General features: G+C 50.7%; 27 protein-coding genes. 6 read left to right on the forward strand and 21 right to left on the reverse strand.

What is annotated here, in order from left to right:
• Positions 1 to 277: 277 nt before the first annotated feature.
• Positions 278 to 832, forward strand: a complete 555-nt coding sequence (locus ACB496_RS20120; RefSeq protein ID WP_371973369.1) for a gamma carbonic anhydrase family protein — start codon at positions 278 to 280, stop codon at positions 830 to 832.
• Here ACB496_RS20120 and ACB496_RS20125 read toward each other — a convergent pair.
• From ACB496_RS20125 to dprA, 6 genes are read right to left on the reverse strand one after another with little or no spacing between them, the layout of a single operon-like run.
• Positions 808 to 1056, reverse strand: a complete 249-nt coding sequence (locus ACB496_RS20125) for a DUF1488 domain-containing protein (RefSeq protein ID WP_371973371.1) — start codon at positions 1054 to 1056, stop codon at positions 808 to 810. The two genes, ACB496_RS20120 and ACB496_RS20125, sit on opposite strands and share 25 nt — an antisense overlap.
• Positions 1053 to 1871, reverse strand: coding sequence for a shikimate dehydrogenase (aroE, locus tag ACB496_RS20130; protein WP_371973373.1), 819 nt, complete (start codon positions 1869 to 1871; stop codon positions 1053 to 1055). Before aroE ends, ACB496_RS20125 begins: the two co-directional genes overlap by 4 nt.
• A gap of 4 nt (positions 1872 to 1875) precedes the next feature.
• A complete protein-coding gene (gene tsaC, locus ACB496_RS20135) occupies positions 1876 to 2448 on the reverse strand; it encodes an L-threonylcarbamoyladenylate synthase type 1 TsaC (protein ID WP_371973374.1) in 573 nt (190 codons plus the stop codon).
• Positions 2438 to 2995: a topoisomerase DNA-binding C4 zinc finger domain-containing protein gene (locus tag ACB496_RS20140; RefSeq protein WP_371973375.1), complete on the reverse strand. Its 558-nt coding sequence runs from the start codon at positions 2993 to 2995 to the stop codon at positions 2438 to 2440. The genes tsaC and ACB496_RS20140 overlap by 11 nt, the downstream gene beginning before the upstream one ends.
• 27 nt (positions 2996 to 3022) lie before the next feature.
• Entirely contained in the window at positions 3023 to 3496 is a 474-nt protein-coding gene (smg, locus tag ACB496_RS20145) for a DUF494 family protein Smg (protein WP_102105788.1), read from the reverse strand.
• Positions 3468 to 4592 carry a DNA-protecting protein DprA gene (gene dprA / locus ACB496_RS20150; protein ID WP_371973377.1) on the reverse strand — a complete coding sequence of 375 codons (1125 nt, stop codon included), beginning with the start codon at positions 4590 to 4592 and terminating at the stop codon, positions 3468 to 3470. Before dprA ends, smg begins: the two co-directional genes overlap by 29 nt.
• A 128-nt stretch (positions 4593 to 4720) precedes the next feature.
• On the opposite strand from dprA, the gene def reads away from it, so the two are divergent.
• From def to mscL, 5 genes are all read left to right on the forward strand, one after another.
• Positions 4721 to 5230, forward strand: coding sequence for a peptide deformylase (def, locus tag ACB496_RS20155; RefSeq protein WP_100778660.1), 510 nt, complete (start codon positions 4721 to 4723; stop codon positions 5228 to 5230).
• A gap of 26 nt (positions 5231 to 5256) precedes the next feature.
• Positions 5257 to 6204, forward strand: coding sequence for a methionyl-tRNA formyltransferase (gene fmt / locus ACB496_RS20160; protein ID WP_371973379.1), 948 nt, complete (start codon positions 5257 to 5259; stop codon positions 6202 to 6204).
• 52 nt (positions 6205 to 6256) lie between these two features.
• Complete coding sequence (gene rsmB / locus ACB496_RS20165; protein ID WP_371973380.1) at positions 6257 to 7543, forward strand: 16S rRNA (cytosine(967)-C(5))-methyltransferase RsmB; 1287 nt, start codon at positions 6257 to 6259, stop codon at positions 7541 to 7543.
• 22 nt (positions 7544 to 7565) lie between these two features.
• Positions 7566 to 8942, forward strand: coding sequence for a Trk system potassium transporter TrkA (trkA, locus tag ACB496_RS20170; RefSeq protein ID WP_100778657.1), 1377 nt, complete (start codon positions 7566 to 7568; stop codon positions 8940 to 8942).
• 145 nt (positions 8943 to 9087) lie between these two features.
• On the forward strand, positions 9088 to 9501 hold the full coding sequence (gene mscL / locus ACB496_RS20175) for a large-conductance mechanosensitive channel protein MscL (protein WP_100778656.1): 414 nt from the start codon (positions 9088 to 9090) through the stop codon (positions 9499 to 9501).
• On the opposite strand, the gene arfA is transcribed toward mscL, so the two are convergent.
• The 15 genes from arfA to rplF all read right to left on the reverse strand — a co-directional run bounded on the left by arfA (position 9502) and on the right by rplF (position 17205).
• Positions 9502 to 9717, reverse strand: a complete 216-nt coding sequence (arfA, locus tag ACB496_RS20180) for an alternative ribosome-rescue factor ArfA (protein WP_100778655.1) — start codon at positions 9715 to 9717, stop codon at positions 9502 to 9504.
• A 57-nt stretch (positions 9718 to 9774) separates the two neighbouring features.
• Positions 9775 to 10200: a Zn(2+)-responsive transcriptional regulator gene (gene zntR, locus ACB496_RS20185; protein WP_371973381.1), complete on the reverse strand. Its 426-nt coding sequence runs from the start codon at positions 10198 to 10200 to the stop codon at positions 9775 to 9777.
• Positions 10200 to 10571, reverse strand: coding sequence for a DUF1992 domain-containing protein (locus ACB496_RS20190; RefSeq protein WP_371975264.1), 372 nt, complete (start codon positions 10569 to 10571; stop codon positions 10200 to 10202). The genes zntR and ACB496_RS20190 overlap by 1 nt, the downstream gene beginning before the upstream one ends.
• Before the next feature lie 105 nt (positions 10572 to 10676).
• The gene (rplQ, locus tag ACB496_RS20195) at positions 10677 to 11063 is read right to left on the reverse strand and encodes a 50S ribosomal protein L17 (protein ID WP_001216372.1); all 387 of its coding nucleotides are present in this window, start codon (positions 11061 to 11063) and stop codon (positions 10677 to 10679) included.
• Positions 11064 to 11103: 40 nt separating this feature from the next.
• Entirely contained in the window at positions 11104 to 12093 is a 990-nt protein-coding gene (locus ACB496_RS20200; RefSeq protein WP_002919219.1) for a DNA-directed RNA polymerase subunit alpha, read from the reverse strand.
• Between the two features lie 25 nt (positions 12094 to 12118).
• Positions 12119 to 12739 carry a 30S ribosomal protein S4 gene (gene rpsD / locus ACB496_RS20205; RefSeq protein WP_100778652.1) on the reverse strand — a complete coding sequence of 207 codons (621 nt, stop codon included), beginning with the start codon at positions 12737 to 12739 and terminating at the stop codon, positions 12119 to 12121.
• Between the two features lie 34 nt (positions 12740 to 12773).
• Positions 12774 to 13163 carry a 30S ribosomal protein S11 gene (gene rpsK / locus ACB496_RS20210; protein ID WP_003031137.1) on the reverse strand — a complete coding sequence of 130 codons (390 nt, stop codon included), beginning with the start codon at positions 13161 to 13163 and terminating at the stop codon, positions 12774 to 12776.
• A 16-nt stretch (positions 13164 to 13179) separates the two neighbouring features.
• Positions 13180 to 13536: a 30S ribosomal protein S13 gene (rpsM, locus tag ACB496_RS20215; protein ID WP_003031135.1), complete on the reverse strand. Its 357-nt coding sequence runs from the start codon at positions 13534 to 13536 to the stop codon at positions 13180 to 13182.
• A 146-nt stretch (positions 13537 to 13682) separates the two neighbouring features.
• Positions 13683 to 13799 (reverse strand): 50S ribosomal protein L36, encoded by a 117-nt coding sequence (rpmJ, locus tag ACB496_RS20220; RefSeq protein ID WP_000868187.1) that lies wholly within the window; start codon positions 13797 to 13799, stop codon positions 13683 to 13685.
• A gap of 31 nt (positions 13800 to 13830) precedes the next feature.
• Positions 13831 to 15162 (reverse strand): preprotein translocase subunit SecY, encoded by a 1332-nt coding sequence (gene secY, locus ACB496_RS20225; protein WP_095283665.1) that lies wholly within the window; start codon positions 15160 to 15162, stop codon positions 13831 to 13833.
• Positions 15163 to 15169: 7 nt separating this feature from the next.
• Positions 15170 to 15604 carry a 50S ribosomal protein L15 gene (rplO, locus tag ACB496_RS20230; protein WP_100778651.1) on the reverse strand — a complete coding sequence of 145 codons (435 nt, stop codon included), beginning with the start codon at positions 15602 to 15604 and terminating at the stop codon, positions 15170 to 15172.
• Between the two features lie 3 nt (positions 15605 to 15607).
• Positions 15608 to 15787 carry a 50S ribosomal protein L30 gene (gene rpmD / locus ACB496_RS20235; protein ID WP_003863301.1) on the reverse strand — a complete coding sequence of 60 codons (180 nt, stop codon included), beginning with the start codon at positions 15785 to 15787 and terminating at the stop codon, positions 15608 to 15610.
• Positions 15788 to 15793: 6 nt separating this feature from the next.
• Positions 15794 to 16294, reverse strand: coding sequence for a 30S ribosomal protein S5 (gene rpsE, locus ACB496_RS20240; RefSeq protein ID WP_002438697.1), 501 nt, complete (start codon positions 16292 to 16294; stop codon positions 15794 to 15796).
• A 14-nt stretch (positions 16295 to 16308) separates the two neighbouring features.
• Positions 16309 to 16662 (reverse strand): 50S ribosomal protein L18, encoded by a 354-nt coding sequence (rplR, locus tag ACB496_RS20245; protein ID WP_015960708.1) that lies wholly within the window; start codon positions 16660 to 16662, stop codon positions 16309 to 16311.
• Between the two features lie 9 nt (positions 16663 to 16671).
• Positions 16672 to 17205, reverse strand: coding sequence for a 50S ribosomal protein L6 (gene rplF, locus ACB496_RS20250; protein ID WP_100778650.1), 534 nt, complete (start codon positions 17203 to 17205; stop codon positions 16672 to 16674).
• Between the last annotated feature and the right edge of the window lie 6 nt (positions 17206 to 17211).

Genomic DNA, 17211 nt, shown 5'->3' on the forward strand with positions numbered 1-17211 from the left:
TCTTTCAGAGTCAACCCTGAATCTCAGGATTTTTTCTCTTCAACCGAACCGGCTGTTTGTGTGAAGTGATTCACATCTGCCGTGTCGATGGAGGCGCATTATAGGGATCCCAGTTTTTAGCACAAGCGTTTTTTAGATCTTTTTTCCTGACTGCTGCTTTTCCACGCTTTTCGATGAGATCCTGCCCGATCTGATTAAAAATTGACGCATTTAACACCCCTTCATGCTGCATAATATGATCAAAATCTTCTGTATAAGCTCATCAGTCGAGGTTGATATGTCTGCAGTACTCCGTCCCTATAAAGGTCTGTTCCCGAAAATGGGGGAACGCGTGATGATCGATCCGAGTAGCGTACTCATCGGCGATGTCAGAATGGATGATGATGTCAGCATCTGGCCGCTCGTCGCGATCAGGGGTGATGTGAATTACGTGACGATCGGCGCGCGCACCAATATTCAGGACGGTAGCGTTTTACACGTTACCCATAAGTCGTCCTATAACCCAGAAGGCAATCCCCTCATTATTGGAGAAGAGGTCACTGTCGGTCATAAAGTGATGTTACACGGCTGCACTATTGGCAACCGGGTACTGGTGGGGATGGGATCTATTCTGCTGGATGGGGTCGTTGTAGAAGACGATGTGATGATAGGCGCCGGGAGTCTGGTCCCGCAAAACAAACGCCTGGAAAGCGGCTATCTCTATTTAGGCAGCCCGGTAAAACAGATCCGTCGGTTAAAAGAGACGGAAATCGAAGGGCTGAAATATTCGGCGAATAACTACGTCAAATGGAAAGACGACTACCTGGATCAGGAAAACCACACCCACCCTTGATCGTCTTCCTGCTCGTTACGGATCATATCGCTGGCTTCTTCTTCAAGATCCCAGCGATGATCCCTGAAGACCTCCAGCGGTATCGTCCCGCCAAAACGCCTTAGCAATAACTCGCCCGTAATAGCGCAGGTCATCTGCATACCGTTAACCAATACCGGAAAACAGACTGCCTGTTTGCTTTCGTCCCAGACTTCCCTGTCTGGAAAATGAATCGCCTGGTTCATGCCAGCAATTCCTGTTTCAGTTTTTCAATAACAGGCTCTACTGCGGGTAATACGCCATGCCAAAGCAGAACAGCATGTGCCGCTTGCCCCACCAGCATGCCCAGGCCATCGGCCAGATGCTTCGCGCCGCGTTCTTCACACCAGCTCAGGAAAGGCGTTTTGCCCTTTTGATAGAACATGTCATAGACGTAAATATGAGGAGTGACTAATGAAGAAGGGAGCGCTGGTACATCGCCAGCGATCCCGCTGGATGTCGCATTAATGATGAGATCAAATTCATGCTCACCCAGATCTTCCATTGCCACCACGTTCACGCTGCCCGTGTGGGCAAAAAGCGTAGCCAATTCTTTTGCCCGGGAGAACGTGCGGTTAGTGATCGTGACAGCACAATCCATAGAAAGAAGTGGCAACAATACGCCGCGAGAGGCACCGCCCGCGCCAATCAACAGAATACGAAAACCCTTCTTAATAAAAGAGAGTCTTTCGAGATCGCTTAATAAGCCAATACCATCGGTGTTGTCACCCAGCAGGCGTCCGTCCTCCAGTCGCTTGAGGGTATTCACCGCCCCGGCAAGGGAGGCGCGCTCGGTTAACTCATCCGCTCGGGCGAATGCCTCTTCTTTAAAGGGCACGGTGATGTTGGCCCCTTTGCCGCCCGCGTCAAAAAAAGCATTCAGCGTTGGTACAAAATCATCGACGGGCGCCAGAACGCGGCCATAGGGATGATCGATTTGCAGCTGTTCAGCAAATTGCTGATGAATGAACGGCGACTTGCTGTGAGCTATTGGATTACCAAAAACCGCGTACTTATCCATCCTATTACCCCTGGCGAAAGCGCTCGCCGGTTAACGCATCGCGAATTTCCGATGGATTCTGACGACCGCCCGTTTCACCGATAACCACCGGGAAATGATCTCCAAACTGGGCCAGCACTTCTTGCGATGTGCGGCAAGGTGGCAACCCTGTCAGATTGGCACTGGTAGAAACCAGCGGCTTACCAAATATCTGGCACAGCTCAACCACCAGCGGATGATCGGTAACACGCACTGCAAGGGAATCAAAGCGCCCCGTCAGCCAACGCGGCGTGGTCGGCAGCGCCGGGAAAACAAAGGTGACTGGACCAGGCCATGCCGCAGAAATAGTGTCTCGCTGCGCCTCGTTCAACATCGAATCATCAATGTAAGGCTTGAGTTGCTCAAAGTTTGCAGCAATCAGGATGAGTCCCTTTTCGACCGGTCTTTGCTTCAGTTCTAATAGACGCGTAACGGCCAATTCGCTGTCAGGATCGCATCCGACCCCAAATACAGCTTCCGTTGGATAGGCGATGACTTCTTCTTTTCTCAAGACTTCCAGCGCACGGGCAATGGAGTCCGATGTTAATTTATTCTTCACAGGTTTGATCCGCCGAAACCGGCTTTCCACATTGTTTACTGGCACAGAACAGTTTTATGCCCTGTGCCGTTTTCTTCTCGATGAGCAGCGGATAATCGCAGTGAGGGCAAATCCCCGCTACTGGTTTGAAATTGATAACGAACTGGCATTCAGGATAGCGATCGCAGGAGTGGAACGTTTTACCGAACCGGGAACGACGCTGTACCAGCTGTCCCTGTTGGCACTGGGGACAGGCAATCGCGGTCTCATCTGGTTTATCAATCTGCTCGGTATGGCTACATTCAGGGTAGTGGCTACAGCCGATAAACATACCGAAGCGCCCCTGACGTAATGCCAGAGCAGCACCACAGACCGGGCATAGCTGCCCCTCCAGAATTTTGACGATATGCCCGTCCGCCTGACTCTTCAGGGGACGGACATAATCACATTCTGGATAGTGTGAACAACCGAGAAACGGACCGTGTTTCCCGGACCGGATGACAAGATTAGCCCCACACTGTGGGCAGGGCTCGTTATTAGACACCGTAAACAGTGCTGATTTGGCCATAACAACTCTTGGAGCTACATAGATGAATTAATGCAGCATACCTTCATTCACTTCAAAGAGTAATTCTTCCATTTGCTGATAGGCATTTTCACAGCCCGGAATATTAAACAGAACCATCAGAATCACCCATTTGAGATCTTCCAGTTCAAATTCTGCCGTATCCAGCGCCATGACGCGCTCTATCACCATCTCTCGGGTTTCGAGGTTTAGCACCTGAATCTGTTCCAGGAATAAGATAAATCCCCGGCAACTGGCATCCAGCCTTTCACACTCTTCAGCCGTAAAAATACGAACAGACAGGGGATCAGAAGCGAGCTGCATGGGTTCGACAAGGCCTTCCTGATAATCAGCCAGCTTTTCTAACCACATTAAGGCGTTATAGATATCTTCCCGTTCGAATCCTGCATCGGTAAGATCCCGCGTCAGCCGATCCTGATCCACGCGCATTTCAGCTTCGTTATGGATGTAAGTCTCAAACAAATACATCAGTACGTCGAACATGGCTTGCCCTCCTCAATCGGACATAGCCGCCGGGTACAGCTGCGATCCATCCTGCTAACTCCAGTTCGAGTAGCTGTGCTACCGTCACAGGCACAGATTGGCCGGCACGTTCAGCGACAACGTCAACAGGTGTTACCTCATCTCCTACGTTAGCCAGGAGCTCAGGAAATGGCAATGCCACCTCCTCCTGATCTGATGAATAAAGTGATTTTTCAGGCTCATCTGGGATCCAGGTTAGCCCAGATTGCAAATTTTCCAGGATTTCCTCTGGGCTGGTCACAGGCGTCGCGCCTTGCTTGATGAGCCAGTGCGGCCCCTCGCAACCGGGATTGCCAATGGGGCCGGGCAACGCAAATACTTCTCGCCCCTGCTCCATGGCACATCGAGCGGTGACCAGCGATCCACTCCGTTGCGCCGCCTCAACAACCAGGACGCCCCGACTCAAGCCGCTAATAATACGATTACGCCGGGGGAAATTAGCAGGCCACGGCGAAGTGGCGAGCGAAAACTCAGATATCACCGCGCCCTCAGCGTCAATAATGCTCTGGGCAAGAGAGACATGACGAGGGGGGTAAACACTGAACAGGCCATTGCCAAGAACGGCAATACTTTTCCCCTGAACAGAGAGCGCTGCCCGATGAGCAACACCATCAATCCCGCGCGCCAGTCCGCTGGTGATAGTGAATCCACATCTTGCCAGATGCTCACAGAAAATCTTGCCCCATCTCTCACCATACCAGGAAGGTGAACGGCTACCGACCACCGCCAGTTGAACGCTTTTCAGCGCATCAACATTGCCTTTAACGAATAAAGCGCCTGGGTAATCAGACAGGGTTCGTAAACGCTGAGGATAGAGTGGGTTATCTGCGCAAATGAGATAATGCCCCGGAATTTGGAGCCATTTAAGTGAGCGTTCAAGGTCAGATTCTTTCATGCTCATAAATTTACTGGTCTGCTTCTTCGTCAGGCCCGCCTCTGTCAGTACTGCTTCATCAATATTCTCTCGCCGCGTCAAACGTTGCGCAGCCATCAACATTGCTTCGCCACACAAATCCCCAATGTTGATTAGGCGTAACCATATCTCAGTGGAAGTCATCCTATTCCCTGCCATAAGCGGCTCCAGCAATCCTTGCGATTGGTCACCGATGCTGTCAATCAGAGGGGGATTTGTCTAGAATAGAGGTAATAATCTTTTCAACTCCTGAACAACGGCTCTGGAAATTTATGGCAGTTTTGCAAGTGTTACATATCCCGGACGAGCGCCTTCGCATTGTTGCTGAACCGGTAAAAGAAGTGAATGCAGAAATTCAACGTATCGTCGATGATATGTTCGATACGATGTACGCTGAAGAAGGCATCGGTCTCGCGGCGACCCAGGTGAATATCCACAAACGTATTATCGTGATTGATGTTTCAGAGAATCGCGAAGATCGTCTGGTGTTGATCAACCCGGAACTGCTCGAGAAGAGCGGCGAAACAGGAATCGAAGAAGGCTGTTTGTCCATTCCTGAACAGCGTGCGCTGGTGCCTCGCGCCGAGAAAGTGAAAATCCGCGCGCTTGATCGTGACGGCAACCCATTTGAACTGGAAGCAGACGATCTTCTGGCAATCTGTATTCAGCACGAGATGGATCATCTGGTCGGTAAACTGTTTATCGATTACCTCTCTCCACTGAAGCAGCAGCGTATTCGTCAGAAAGTCGAGAAACTGGATCGTATGCGCACTCGCGCATAACGTGCCCCCCGGATACAAGGAATAACGTGTCTAAAAAGTTACGCATTATCTTCGCGGGAACCCCGGACTTTGCAGCGCGTCACCTGGACGCGCTGTTATCATCGGGTCACCAGGTTGTCGGTGTGTTCACTCAACCGGATCGTCCTGCAGGCCGTGGTAAGAAACTGATGCCAAGCCCGGTTAAAGTACTGGCCGAAGAGCATGGCTTGCCCGTTTTCCAGCCTGTATCTTTACGTCCTCAGGAAAATCAGCAGCTTGTCTCAGAACTGAATGCCGATGTAATGGTTGTCGTGGCCTACGGATTAATTCTGCCAAAAGCGGTTCTGGATATGCCGCGTCTGGGCTGCATCAATGTGCATGGTTCTCTTCTCCCACGCTGGCGCGGGGCCGCACCTATTCAGCGTTCGCTCTGGGCGGGAGATAGCGAAACCGGCGTCACCATCATGCAGATGGACGTAGGGTTGGATACGGGGGATATGCTGTACAAACTGGCATGCCCTATCACTCCAGAAGATACCAGTGCAACGCTGTATGACAAGCTGGCTGATCTCGGTCCACAGGGGCTGATTGAGACGTTGCAGCAACTGGCCGATGGCAAAACCCAGCCTGAAGTTCAGGATGAATCACTCGTTACCTATGCTGAAAAGCTCAGTAAAGAAGAGGCGCAGCTCGACTGGTCACTTTCTGCTGCCCAACTTGAACGTTGCATCCGCGCATTTAACCCGTGGCCGATGAGCTGGCTGACCATCGACGAGCAGCCAGTGAAAATCTGGAAAGCATCGGTCATTGATGGCGACTCCCGCGCGGAACCTGGCACAATCATTGATGCAAATAAACAGGGTATTCAGGTTGCAACGGCCGAAGGGATCCTGAATCTGGAGTCGCTCCAGCCCGCCGGTAAAAAAGCAATGAGCGCACAGGACCTGCTGAATTCCCGTCGTGAGTGGTTTACGCCGGGTAAACATCTCGGCTAAACACATTTAATCCAAAAGCCCGGAGTTTCCGGGCATTTTTATTTTTGCGGTTATGAAAAAACTAAATCTTCGCAGCATGGCTGCACAGGCCATTGAGAAAGTGGTCGAACAAGGTCAATCGCTGAGCAATATCTTGCCGCCGCTTCAGCAGAAAGTGTCTGATAAAGACAAAGCTCTTCTCCAGGAACTGTGCTTTGGCGTACTGCGTACGCTCTCGCAGCAGGAGTGGCTAATTAACAAGCTGATGTCCCGACCAATGACGGGTAAACAGCGCACTATCCACTATTTGATTATGGTCGGATTCTACCAGCTGCTCCATACGCGCATTCCCCCTCACGCCGCTCTGGCAGAAACCGTTGAAGGCGCCGTGGCGATTAAGCGTCCGCAGTTGAAGGGGCTGATCAACGGCGTATTGCGCCAGTTCCAGCGTCAGCAGGAAGAACTGGTGGCAGAGTTCAACCAGTCCGAACAGCGTTTTCTGCATCCGGAATGGCTGCTTAAGCGCTTGAAAAAAGCCTATCCGCAACAATGGGAATCCATTGTTGACGCCAACAATCAACGCCCGCCAATGTGGCTGCGCGTTAACCGTATCCACCATACTCGCGATGAATGGTTGGCTCTGCTTGAACACGCTGAAATGAGCGGTTTTACGCATGACGCCTACCCCGATGCAGTGCGTCTGGCATCCCCTGCCCCTGTGCAGGCATTGCCTGGTTTTGACCAGGGTTGGGTTACCGTTCAGGACGCCTCCGCCCAGGGGTGTATCACCTGGCTTGCGCCACAAAACGGCGAACGTATTCTCGATCTGTGCGCCGCTCCAGGTGGTAAAACGACGCATATTCTTGAAGCTGCGCCACAGGCTAAAGTATTGGCGGTCGACGTGGACGAGCAGCGACTCTCTCGTGTATATGACAACCTGAAACGCCTGGGTCTGACAGCGGAAGTCAAGCAAGGTGACGGACGTACCCCTTCCCAGTGGTGCGGCGACGAACAGTTTGATCGTATCCTGCTGGACGCCCCTTGCTCGGCAACCGGTGTGATTCGCCGTCATCCGGATATCAAATGGCTGCGCCGGGACCGCGATATCAATGAGCTGGCTCAGCTGCAAAGCGAAATTCTTGATGCCGTCTGGTCGCATCTGAAGTCTGGCGGAACGTTGGTTTATGCAACATGCTCCGTTCTTCCGGAAGAAAACGCCCAGCAGATTGCCGCATTCCTGAAACGTACTCCTGATGCTGCGTTACACATGACGGGCACAGACGATGTTCCGGGAATCCAAAACCTGCCGGGAGCGGAAGAAGGTGATGGCTTCTTTTACGCTAAGCTAATCAAAGCGTGATGTTGAAAACGGGTCGCAAGCTATGAAGATAATCATTCTGGGTGCAGGACAGGTCGGCGGCACGCTGGCTGAAAACCTGGTGGGCGAAAATAACGACATCACAATCGTCGACACCAATGGCGATCGGCTGCGGGGATTGCAGGATAAATTCGATCTACGCGTAGTGCAGGGGCACGGTTCGCATCCGCGCGTACTTCGCGAAGCGGGCGCTGACGATGCGGACATGTTGGTCGCGGTGACCAGTTCGGATGAAACAAATATGGTCGCCTGCCAGGTCGCCTATTCGTTATTCAACACCCCGAACCGAATTGCACGTATTCGCTCACCGGATTACGTCCGTGATGCAGAAAAGCTTTTCAATTCTGAAGCGGTACCGATTGATCATCTTATCGCCCCAGAACAACTGGTTATCGACAGTATTTACCGTCTGATTGAATATCCTGGCGCCCTGCAGGTTGTGAACTTTGCCGAAGGGAAAGTCAGTCTGGCGGTTGTGAAGGCTTACTACGGCGGCCCGCTGATTGGTAATGCACTCTCCACCATGCGCGAGCATATGCCCCATATTGATACGCGTGTGGCGGCAATATTCCGTCATGATCGTCCCATTCGCCCGCAAGGCTCCACCATTGTCGAAGCCGGAGATGAGGTGTTCTTCATTGCTGCCTCACAGCATATCCGCGCCGTAATGAGTGAACTCCAGCGTCTGGAAAAACCCTATAAGCGCATCATGTTGGTAGGCGGCGGGAATATAGGTGCTGGTCTGGCGCACCGACTTGAAAAAGATTACAGCGTGAAGTTGATCGAACGCGATCAACAGCGCGCTGCAGAGCTGGCAGAAAAACTTCAGAATACGATCGTGTTCTATGGCGACGCATCGGATCAGGAATTGCTGGCGGAAGAACATATTGATCAAGTTGATCTGTTCATCGCCGTCACCAATGACGATGAAGCCAATATCATGTCGGCCATGCTGGCAAAACGCATGGGTGCCAAAAAAGTCATGGTGCTCATTCAGCGCCGGGCCTATGTCGATTTGGTGCAAGGCAGCGTCATTGATATTGCCATCTCGCCACAGCAGGCAACCATTTCAGCGCTGTTAAGCCATGTCCGTAAAGCGGATATTGTCGGCGTTTCCTCCCTCCGTCGTGGCGTTGCCGAAGCAATTGAAGCCGTCGCTCACGGTGATGAAACCACTTCACGCGTTGTAGGCCGAGCCATTGACGAAATTAAACTACCGCCAGGCACAATAATCGGTGCCGTGGTGCGCGGGAATGATGTCATGATCGCTAATGATAATTTGCGCATCGAACAGGGCGATCATGTCATTATGTTCCTGACAGATAAAAAGTTTATTACCGACGTCGAACGCCTGTTCCAGCCAAGTCCATTCTTCCTGTAATGGTGAAAGGCGCTCATTCGGGCGCCTTTTTTATTAACCCTCTATTTTATAATGCTTAATTTTTCATAACGAATATTTATCCTCAATGGAAATTGGCTAATGATTTGTTAAACTTAGGATCGTTAGCTGGCTCAAGGAGAATAAAATGAGTGTAATTAAAGAATTTCGCGAATTTGCGATGCGCGGGAATGTAGTAGATTTGGCAGTGGGTGTGATTATTGGTGCAGCATTCGGCAAGATTGTTTCATCTCTGGTTGCCGATATCATTATGCCACCGTTAGGGCTGTTAATTGGTGGTGTCGATTTCAAACAATTTGCCTTCACTCTCAGAGATGCACAAGGCGATATCCCTGCAGTCGTGATGCACTATGGCGTATTTATTCAGAATATTTTCGACTTTTTGATTGTTGCCTTCGCAATCTTTATGGCGATTAAGCTGATTAATAAATTGAACCGTAAAAAAGAAGAACCGGCAGCTGCACCACCGGCACCGACAAAAGAAGAAGTTTTACTGACTGAAATTCGCGATCTATTGAAAGAGCAGAACAGTCGCCCGTAATCAGGCGCATAAAGCCAGAAGGCCAGTGGTAAAAAAGTGAATCACTTTCTTGCCACTGGCCTCCCAGTTTCCCCGTTTGCCATGTTTTCCTTTTCGCAGATAACTTCCCTTCCCTTTTTTATTCTTTTCGACCCGCTGGCGAAACAGTGGATCATGTAACAAAGCCTCAATGGCATTATCCTGAATTTGCCCCTTCGTATGCTGATAGCGGCTCATAATATCTCCAGATTGTAAGTAAAATCGGCGCGAGTGTAGATCCACTCATTTTAAAAATCAACAGCCACGCGGTATGCCACTGGCGCCTTGTTCCAGTGTTTCGAGTATTGAACAGTAGAGACTGCTATGTGCCGTACCGCAACACGCATCATTAAGACGCTGCAGTGAACGCCGCATGGTCTGTAGCTCTTCAATTCTCGCTTCCACCTCCGTTAACCTGGCCTGAACGATGCTTTTCGATTCCTGACAGGTGTGGTGTTCAGGATCGATGCGGATCGAAAGCAGTTCTCTAATCGATTCCAGCGTAAAACCGAGCTGTCGCGCATAGCGGATGAACTTGAGTCGCTGAAGATCCTTTTCAGTGTAAAGCCGAAAACCACCTTCCGTGCGAACCTCATGTTCCATCATCTGCTGCTTTTCGTAGTAGCGGATAGTGTCTGGCGTAACGTCTGCGAGCTTCGCAAGTTCCCCAATGCGATACATTAGCAATCTCCTTTGATTGTTTTAAACAAACGATCCGAATATTGACCATGCAGGAAATCGGTATTCAGTCCGGCTTGCTGCAATTTAAGCTCAATAAGCGCCAACCGTCGACGGATTTCCTGCGCTTCAGGATCGCCAGGTTCAATGCCTTTAAGCAAATCAGCCAGAGCCAACGCATCCTTACGATTTACGAGCTCTGGAGGAAGGCAACCGGCATTTTTTAACAATCGATAGCCCGACCGTAATTCAGCGGGAACCAGGGTATCATCATCAAGTGTAAGCGGTTGGCCAGCGCCTGGAAGATCGCGAAACTCGCCTTTACGTTGGGCATCCAGGATATGACGTTCTGCCCATTGATCAAGCAGCCAAATCGTAAAACTCCGAAGTATAAGAGTGGATTCAGACAGTGTAGAGAAAGGATGATTCAGGGGATATAAAAAAACCCGCCGAAGCGGGTTCTTTTACGTTACTACAGATTACTCTGCAGCAGCTTCTGCTTTCGATTCAGAACGATCAACCAGCTCGATGTATGCCATCGGAGCGTTGTCGCCTGCACGGAAGCCACACTTCAGAATACGAGTGTAACCACCGGCACGGCTCGCGAAACGCGGGCCCAGTTCGTTAAACAGTTTTGCCACGATCTCGTTATCACGAGTACGGGCGAATGCCAGACGACGATTAGCAACGCTGTCAGTCTTGGCAAGAGTAATCAGCGGCTCAACTACGCGACGCAGCTCTTTCGCTTTAGGCAGGGTCGTCTTGATGATCTCATGACGAACCAGTGAACCTGCCATGTTGCGGAACATAGCCTGGCGATGGCTGCTGTTACGGTTCAGTTGACGACCACTCTTACGATGGCGCATGACCTTATCCTTCTCAGTAAAACCTTAACCTGTGATCCGGTTACTCGTCAGCAATGCTTGCTGGTGGCCAGTTTTCCAGGCGCATACCCAGAGACAGACCACGTGAAGCCAGCACGTCTTTAATCTCAGTAAGAGATTTTTTACCCAGGTTAGGCGTTTTCAGCAACTCAACCTCGGTACGCTGTACCAGATCACCGATATAGTGGATAGCTTCTGCCTTGAGGCAGTTAGCAGAGCGGACAGTCAATTCCAGATCGTCAACAGGGCGCAGCAGGATCGGATCGAACTCTGGTTTCTCTTCTTTAACTTCCGGCTGACGAACATCACGTAAGTCAACGAAAGCTTCAAGTTGTTCTGCCAGAATGGTTGCCGCACGACGAATCGCCTCTTCAGGATCGATTGTGCCGTTGGTTTCCATTTCGATGACCAGCTTGTCCAGGTCGGTACGCTGTTCTACACGCGCTGCTTCAACATTGTAGGCAATACGCTCTACAGGGCTGTAACATGCGTCGACCAGCAGACGGCCGATTGGGCGCTCATCTTCTTCCGAATGAATTCGGGCAGAAGCCGGCACATAACCACGACCGCGCTGAACTTTGATACGCATGCTAATAGCTGCGTTCTCATCGGTCAGGTGGCAGATCACGTGCTGCGGCTTGACGATTTCGACATCACCATCATGGGTAATGTCGGCTGCAGTCACAGGGCCAATGCCAGATTTATTCAGAGTAAGAATAACTTCATCTTTCCCCTGAACTCTCACCGCCAGCCCTTTCAGGTTGAGCAGGATTTCAAGGATATCTTCCTGAACGCCTTCTTTGGTGCTGTACTCATGAAGTACACCATCAATCTCAACTTCGGTCACCGCGCAACCCGGCATCGATGAGAGCAGAATACGGCGCAGTGCGTTACCCAGAGTATGGCCAAAGCCACGCTCTAAAGGCTCAAGGGTCACCTTGGCGTGCGTCGAACTCACTTGCTCGATATCTACCAGGCGCGGTTTTAGAAACTCTGTCACAGAACCCTGCATTGTGTCCTCTCTTTGGTACTAAGCTTTACTTGGAGTAAAGCTCGACGATCAGGTGTTCGTTAATGTCCGCAGACAGATCAGAACGTTCTGGCTGACGCTTGAACGTGCCTTCCATCTTGCCAGCATCAACTTCCAGCCAGGTTGGCTTTTCACGCTGCTCAGCCAGCTCCAGAGCGGCTTTCACGCGAGATTGCGTTTTCGCTTTCTCACGAATGCTAACAACGTCGTTCGCTTTAACCTGATAAGAAGCGATGTTAACAACACGACCGTTTACCATGATTGCTTTATGGCTAACCAGTTGGCGTGATTCAGCACGAGTAGCGCCGAAGCCCATACGGTAAACAACGTTGTCCAGACGACCTTCCAGCAGAGCCAACAGGTTTTCACCGGTGTTGCCTTTCAGACGTGCTGCTTCTTTATAGTAGTTACGGAACTGACGCTCCAGCACACCGTAGGTACGGCGAACTTTTTGCTTTTCACGCAACTGCACACCATAGTCAGACAGACGCGGTTTACGCGCACCGTGCTGGCCAGGAGCTTGTTCAATTTTACACTTGGTATCGATCGCGCGAACGCCAGACTTAAGGAATAAGTCGGTGCCCTCACGACGGCTCAGCTTGAGCTTAGGACCCAAATATCTTGCCATTTTCTATCTCCAACAATCCTAGAAAACGTAAGCGTTATACGCGACGTTTTTTCGGCGGACGACAACCGTTATGAGGGATCGGAGTCACATCAGTAATATTAGTGATGCGGAAACCAGCGGCGTTCAGAGCACGAACAGTTGATTCGCGACCCGGACCCGGACCTTTAACCATAACTTCCAGATTCTTGATGCCGTATTCTTTTACGGCTTCTGCACAACGCTCTGCTGCAACCTGGGCTGCGAACGGAGTAGATTTGCGAGAACCACGGAAACCGGAACCACCGGCTGTTGCCCAACCCAATGCGTTACCCTGACGATCAGTAATAGTAACGATGGTGTTGTTAAAAGAAGCATGGATATGAGCCACGCCGTCAGAGACTTGTTTTCTTACACGTTTACGTGCACGAATTGGTGCCTTTGCCATTATTCAATCACCCCGATTATTTCTTGATCGGTTTGCGCGGACCCTTACGGGTACGTGCGTTGGTCTTGGTGCGCTGACCGCGAACCGGGAGACCACGACGATGACGCAAACCGCGATAGCAACCAAGGTCCATAAGGCGCTTGATGCTCATGCTAACTTCACGGCGCAGATCACCTTCAACGACAAATTTGGCAACTTCGTCACGCAGCGTGTCGATTTGTTCTTCAGACAGCTCACTGATCTTAACATCTTCAGCGATACCCGCTGCAGCCAGAATGGCTTTGGAACGGGTCTTGCCGACGCCATAGATCGAAGTTAATGCGATCACAGCATGTTTCTGATCAGGAATGTTAATGCCTGCTATACGGGCCACTATGCACTCCTACTATTTAATATGTACGCACCATGCTGAAAAGCCCGTTTTCAGGATACTCAAATGGAAACGTACAGACATACAAAAGATTGGCTGGCTAATCTAGCCAGCTCAACCCAACTTTGCAAGAAAAAAATGCGAAATAATCAGCCTTGACGCTGTTTATGTTTCGGCTCGGCACTGCAAATCACGCGGATGACGCCATCACGCTTAACGATTTTGCAGTTACGGCATAATTTCTTGACGGAAGCACGAACTTTCATTTTTACTCTCCGTAACTTCTCGGGCGACCAATTAACGGCCGTAGCCTTTCAGGTTCGCCTTCTTCAAGGCAGACTCATACTGACTGGACATCATCAGAGTTTGCACTTGAGCCATAAAGTCCATAATCACGACAACAACGATAAGCAGTGAGGTCCCACCGAAGTAGAACGGTACTTTCATTGCATCACGCATGAACTCCGGGATCAGGCAGATAAAAGTAATGTACAACGCGCCAATCAAAGTCAGACGAGTCATTACTTTATCGATATACTTCGCCGTTTGCTCTCCCGGACGAATTCCTGGTACAAATGCACCGGACTTCTTCAGGTTATCTGCTGTTTCACGCGGGTTGAAGACCAACGCCGTGTAGAAGAAACAGAAGAATATGATTGCAGACGCATAGAGTAACACATAAAGCGGTTGCCCAGGCTGCAAATACAGCGAAATTGTTGTCAGCCAGTTCCAACCGGTTCCGCCCCCGAACCATGACGCGATGGTTGCTGGGAACAGAATGATACTGGAAGCGAAGATCGCTGGGATAACCCCGGCCATATTCACTTTCAGCGGTAAATGTGTGCTCTGTGCAGCATAGACACGACGACCCTGCTGACGTTTCGCGTAGTTCACCACAATGCGGCGTTGACCACGTTCAACGAAGACAACAAAGAACGTCACTGCAAATACTAATACTGCAACCAATAGCAACAGGAGGAAGTGCAGGTCGCCTTGACGCGCTTGCTCGATCGTATGGGCAATGGCTGGCGGGAGTCCCGCAACGATACCGGCGAAGATAATGATTGAGATACCGTTTCCGATACCTCGCTCAGTAATCTGTTCGCCGAGCCACATCAGGAACATAGTCCCTGTGACCAGACTTACAACAGCGGTGAAATAGAATGCAAAGCCCGGGTTAATAACCAGGCCCTGCATACCAGGCATATTCGGTAAACCGGTAGCAATACCGATTGACTGGAATATTGCCAGCACCAGAGTGCCGTAACGGGTGTACTGGCTGATCTTACGACGACCAGACTCCCCTTCTTTCTTCAGCTCTGCCAGGGCCGGATGAACGACCGTCAGCAGCTGGATAATAATAGATGCCGAAATATACGGCATGATACCCAGTGCAAAGATAGAAGCACGGCTGAGAGCACCACCAGAGAACATGTTAAACATCTCAATGATGGTGCCTCGCTGTTGCTCAAGCAGTTTGGCAAGTACAGCGGCATCGATACCAGGGATCGGAATAAAAGAGCCAATACGGAAAACGATCAGCGCACCAACTACAAACAAAAGTCTGCGTTTCAGTTCGCCAAATCCACCCTTGGCACTTTGAAAATCTAATCCCGGTTGCTTAGCCATCTGCTACTTATTCCTCAATTTTACCGCCAGCAGCTTCGATAGCAGCACGAGCGCCTTTAGAAACACGCAGGCCACGAACAGTTACCGGAGTAGTTACTTCACCAGCCAGGATCACTTTCGCGAACTCGATCTGGATACCGATAATGTTTGCTGCTTTCAGCGTGTTCAGGTCTACAACGCCGCCTTCAACTTTCGCCAGGTCAGACAGACGGATTTCCGCTGTAATCGCTGATTTGCGAGAGGTGAAACCGAATTTCGGCAGACGACGGTACAGTGGCATCTGGCCACCCTCGAAACCGCGACGTACGCCACCGCCAGAACGAGAGTTCTGACCTTTGTGACCACGACCACCGGTTTTACCGAGGCCAGAACCGATACCACGACCAAGGCGTTTACCCGCCTTTTTAGAGCCTTCGGCTGGAGACAGAGTATTTAAACGCATCTCTTACTCCTCAACTTTAACCATGAAGTAAACCGCGTTGACCATACCACGTACAGCGGGAGTATCCTCACGCTCAACGGTATGACCAATACGACGCAGACCCAGGCCAAGCAGCGTTGCCTTGTGTTTCGGCAGACGACCGATTGCACTGCGGGTTTGAGTGATTTTAATAGTCTTTGCCATGGTCAATTACCCCAGAATTTCTTCAACGGATTTACCACGCTTGGCAGCGACCATTTCTGGAGAATTCATATTTTCCAGGCCATCAATAGTTGCACGAACCACGTTAATCGGGTTGGTGGAACCATATGCTTTAGCCAGAACGTTATGAACTCCAGCGACTTCGAGAACGGCGCGCATTGCACCACCGGCAATAATACCGGTACCTTCTGAAGCCGGCTGCATGAAGACACGAGAACCCGTGTGAACACCTTTAACAGGGTGTTGCAGGGTGCCGTGGTTCAGCGCGACGTTAATCATATTGCGACGGGCTTTTTCCATCGCTTTCTGGATCGCTGCTGGAACTTCACGCGCTTTACCGTAACCAAAACCAACGCGACCATTACCATCACCAACAACAGTCAGAGCTGTGAAGGAGAAAATACGACCACCTTTAACGGTTTTAGATACGCGGTTAACCGCGATCAGCTTTTCCTGCAGTTCGCCAGCTTGTTTTTCGATGTGAGCCATCTTACACCTCTACCTTAGAACTGAAGGCCAGCTTCACGGGCAGCATCTGCCAGTGCCTGGACACGACCATGATATTGGAACCCGGAACGGTCAAAGGACACGACTTTGATGCCTTTTTCCAGAGCGCGTTCAGCAACAGCTTTACCGACAGCTGCAGCAGCGTCTTTGTTACCGGTGTACTTCAATTGTTCAGTAATAGCTTTTTCTACAGTAGAAGCAGCTACCAGAACTTCAGAACCGTTTGGTGCAATGACCTGTGCGTAAATATGACGCGGGGTACGATGTACCACCAGGCGAGTTGCACCCAGCTCTTTGAGCTTGCGGCGTGCGCGGGTCGCACGACGGATACGAGCAGATTTCTTATCCATAGTGTTACCTTACTTCTTCTTAGCCTCTTTGGTACGCACGACTTCGTCGGCGTAACGAACACCCTTGCCTTTATAAGGCTCAGGACGACGGTAGGCGCGCAGGTCTGCTGCAACCTGACCGATCAGCTGTTTATCCGCGCCTTTCAGCACGATTTCAGTCTGAGACGGACATTCTGCAGTGATACCAGCAGGCAGCTGATGCTCAACGGGGTGAGAGAAGCCCAGAGACAGGCCTACTGCATTCCCTTTGATAGCTGCACGATAACCTACACCAACCAGCTGAAGCTTTTTAGTGAAGCCTTCGGTAACACCAACAACCATTGAGTTCAGCAGGGCACGCGCGGTACCAGCCTGAGCCCATCCATCCACGAAACCATCACGCGGACCGAAGGTCAGAGCATTATCTGCATGTTTAACTTCAACAGCATTGTTGAGGGTACGAGTCAGCTCGCCGTTTTTACCTTTGATCGTAATAACCTGACCGTCGATTTTTACATCAACGCCGGCAGGAATGACGACCGGTGCTTTAGCAACACGAGACATTCTTTC

It is taken from the genome of Lelliottia nimipressuralis (assembly GCF_041464075.1).
In the GTDB taxonomy this organism is placed as follows: Bacteria; Pseudomonadota; Gammaproteobacteria; order Enterobacterales; family Enterobacteriaceae; genus Enterobacter; species Enterobacter nimipressuralis.

Excerpts from the sequence above, each read along its gene's own strand:
- ACB496_RS20120 (WP_371973369.1), top strand. The coding sequence starts at position 278 with ATGTCTGCAGTACTCCGTCCCTATAAAGGTCTGTTCCCGAAAATGGGG.
- ACB496_RS20125 (WP_371973371.1), bottom strand. The coding sequence starts at position 1,056 with ATGAACCAGGCGATTCATTTTCCAGACAGGGAAGTCTGGGACGAAAGC.
- aroE (WP_371973373.1), bottom strand. The coding sequence starts at position 1,871 with ATGGATAAGTACGCGGTTTTTGGTAATCCAATAGCTCACAGCAAGTCG.
- ACB496_RS20140 (WP_371973375.1), bottom strand. The coding sequence starts at position 2,995 with ATGGCCAAATCAGCACTGTTTACGGTGTCTAATAACGAGCCCTGCCCA.
- smg (WP_102105788.1), bottom strand. The coding sequence starts at position 3,496 with ATGTTCGACGTACTGATGTATTTGTTTGAGACTTACATCCATAACGAA.
- dprA (WP_371973377.1), bottom strand. The coding sequence starts at position 4,592 with ATGACTTCCACTGAGATATGGTTACGCCTAATCAACATTGGGGATTTG.
- def (WP_100778660.1), top strand. The coding sequence starts at position 4,721 with ATGGCAGTTTTGCAAGTGTTACATATCCCGGACGAGCGCCTTCGCATT.
- rsmB (WP_371973380.1), top strand. The coding sequence starts at position 6,257 with ATGAAAAAACTAAATCTTCGCAGCATGGCTGCACAGGCCATTGAGAAA.
- trkA (WP_100778657.1), top strand. The coding sequence starts at position 7,566 with ATGAAGATAATCATTCTGGGTGCAGGACAGGTCGGCGGCACGCTGGCT.
- mscL (WP_100778656.1), top strand. The coding sequence starts at position 9,088 with ATGAGTGTAATTAAAGAATTTCGCGAATTTGCGATGCGCGGGAATGTA.
- arfA (WP_100778655.1), bottom strand. The coding sequence starts at position 9,717 with ATGAGCCGCTATCAGCATACGAAGGGGCAAATTCAGGATAATGCCATT.
- zntR (WP_371973381.1), bottom strand. The coding sequence starts at position 10,200 with ATGTATCGCATTGGGGAACTTGCGAAGCTCGCAGACGTTACGCCAGAC.
- rplQ (WP_001216372.1), bottom strand. The coding sequence starts at position 11,063 with ATGCGCCATCGTAAGAGTGGTCGTCAACTGAACCGTAACAGCAGCCAT.
- ACB496_RS20200 (WP_002919219.1), bottom strand. The coding sequence starts at position 12,093 with ATGCAGGGTTCTGTGACAGAGTTTCTAAAACCGCGCCTGGTAGATATC.
- rpsD (WP_100778652.1), bottom strand. The coding sequence starts at position 12,739 with ATGGCAAGATATTTGGGTCCTAAGCTCAAGCTGAGCCGTCGTGAGGGC.
- rpsK (WP_003031137.1), bottom strand. The coding sequence starts at position 13,163 with ATGGCAAAGGCACCAATTCGTGCACGTAAACGTGTAAGAAAACAAGTC.
- rpmJ (WP_000868187.1), bottom strand. The coding sequence starts at position 13,799 with ATGAAAGTTCGTGCTTCCGTCAAGAAATTATGCCGTAACTGCAAAATC.
- secY (WP_095283665.1), bottom strand. The coding sequence starts at position 15,162 with ATGGCTAAGCAACCGGGATTAGATTTTCAAAGTGCCAAGGGTGGATTT.
- rplO (WP_100778651.1), bottom strand. The coding sequence starts at position 15,604 with ATGCGTTTAAATACTCTGTCTCCAGCCGAAGGCTCTAAAAAGGCGGGT.
- rpmD (WP_003863301.1), bottom strand. The coding sequence starts at position 15,787 with ATGGCAAAGACTATTAAAATCACTCAAACCCGCAGTGCAATCGGTCGT.
- rpsE (WP_002438697.1), bottom strand. The coding sequence starts at position 16,294 with ATGGCTCACATCGAAAAACAAGCTGGCGAACTGCAGGAAAAGCTGATC.
- rplR (WP_015960708.1), bottom strand. The coding sequence starts at position 16,662 with ATGGATAAGAAATCTGCTCGTATCCGTCGTGCGACCCGCGCACGCCGC.
- rplF (WP_100778650.1), bottom strand. The coding sequence starts at position 17,205 with ATGTCTCGTGTTGCTAAAGCACCGGTCGTCATTCCTGCCGGCGTTGAT.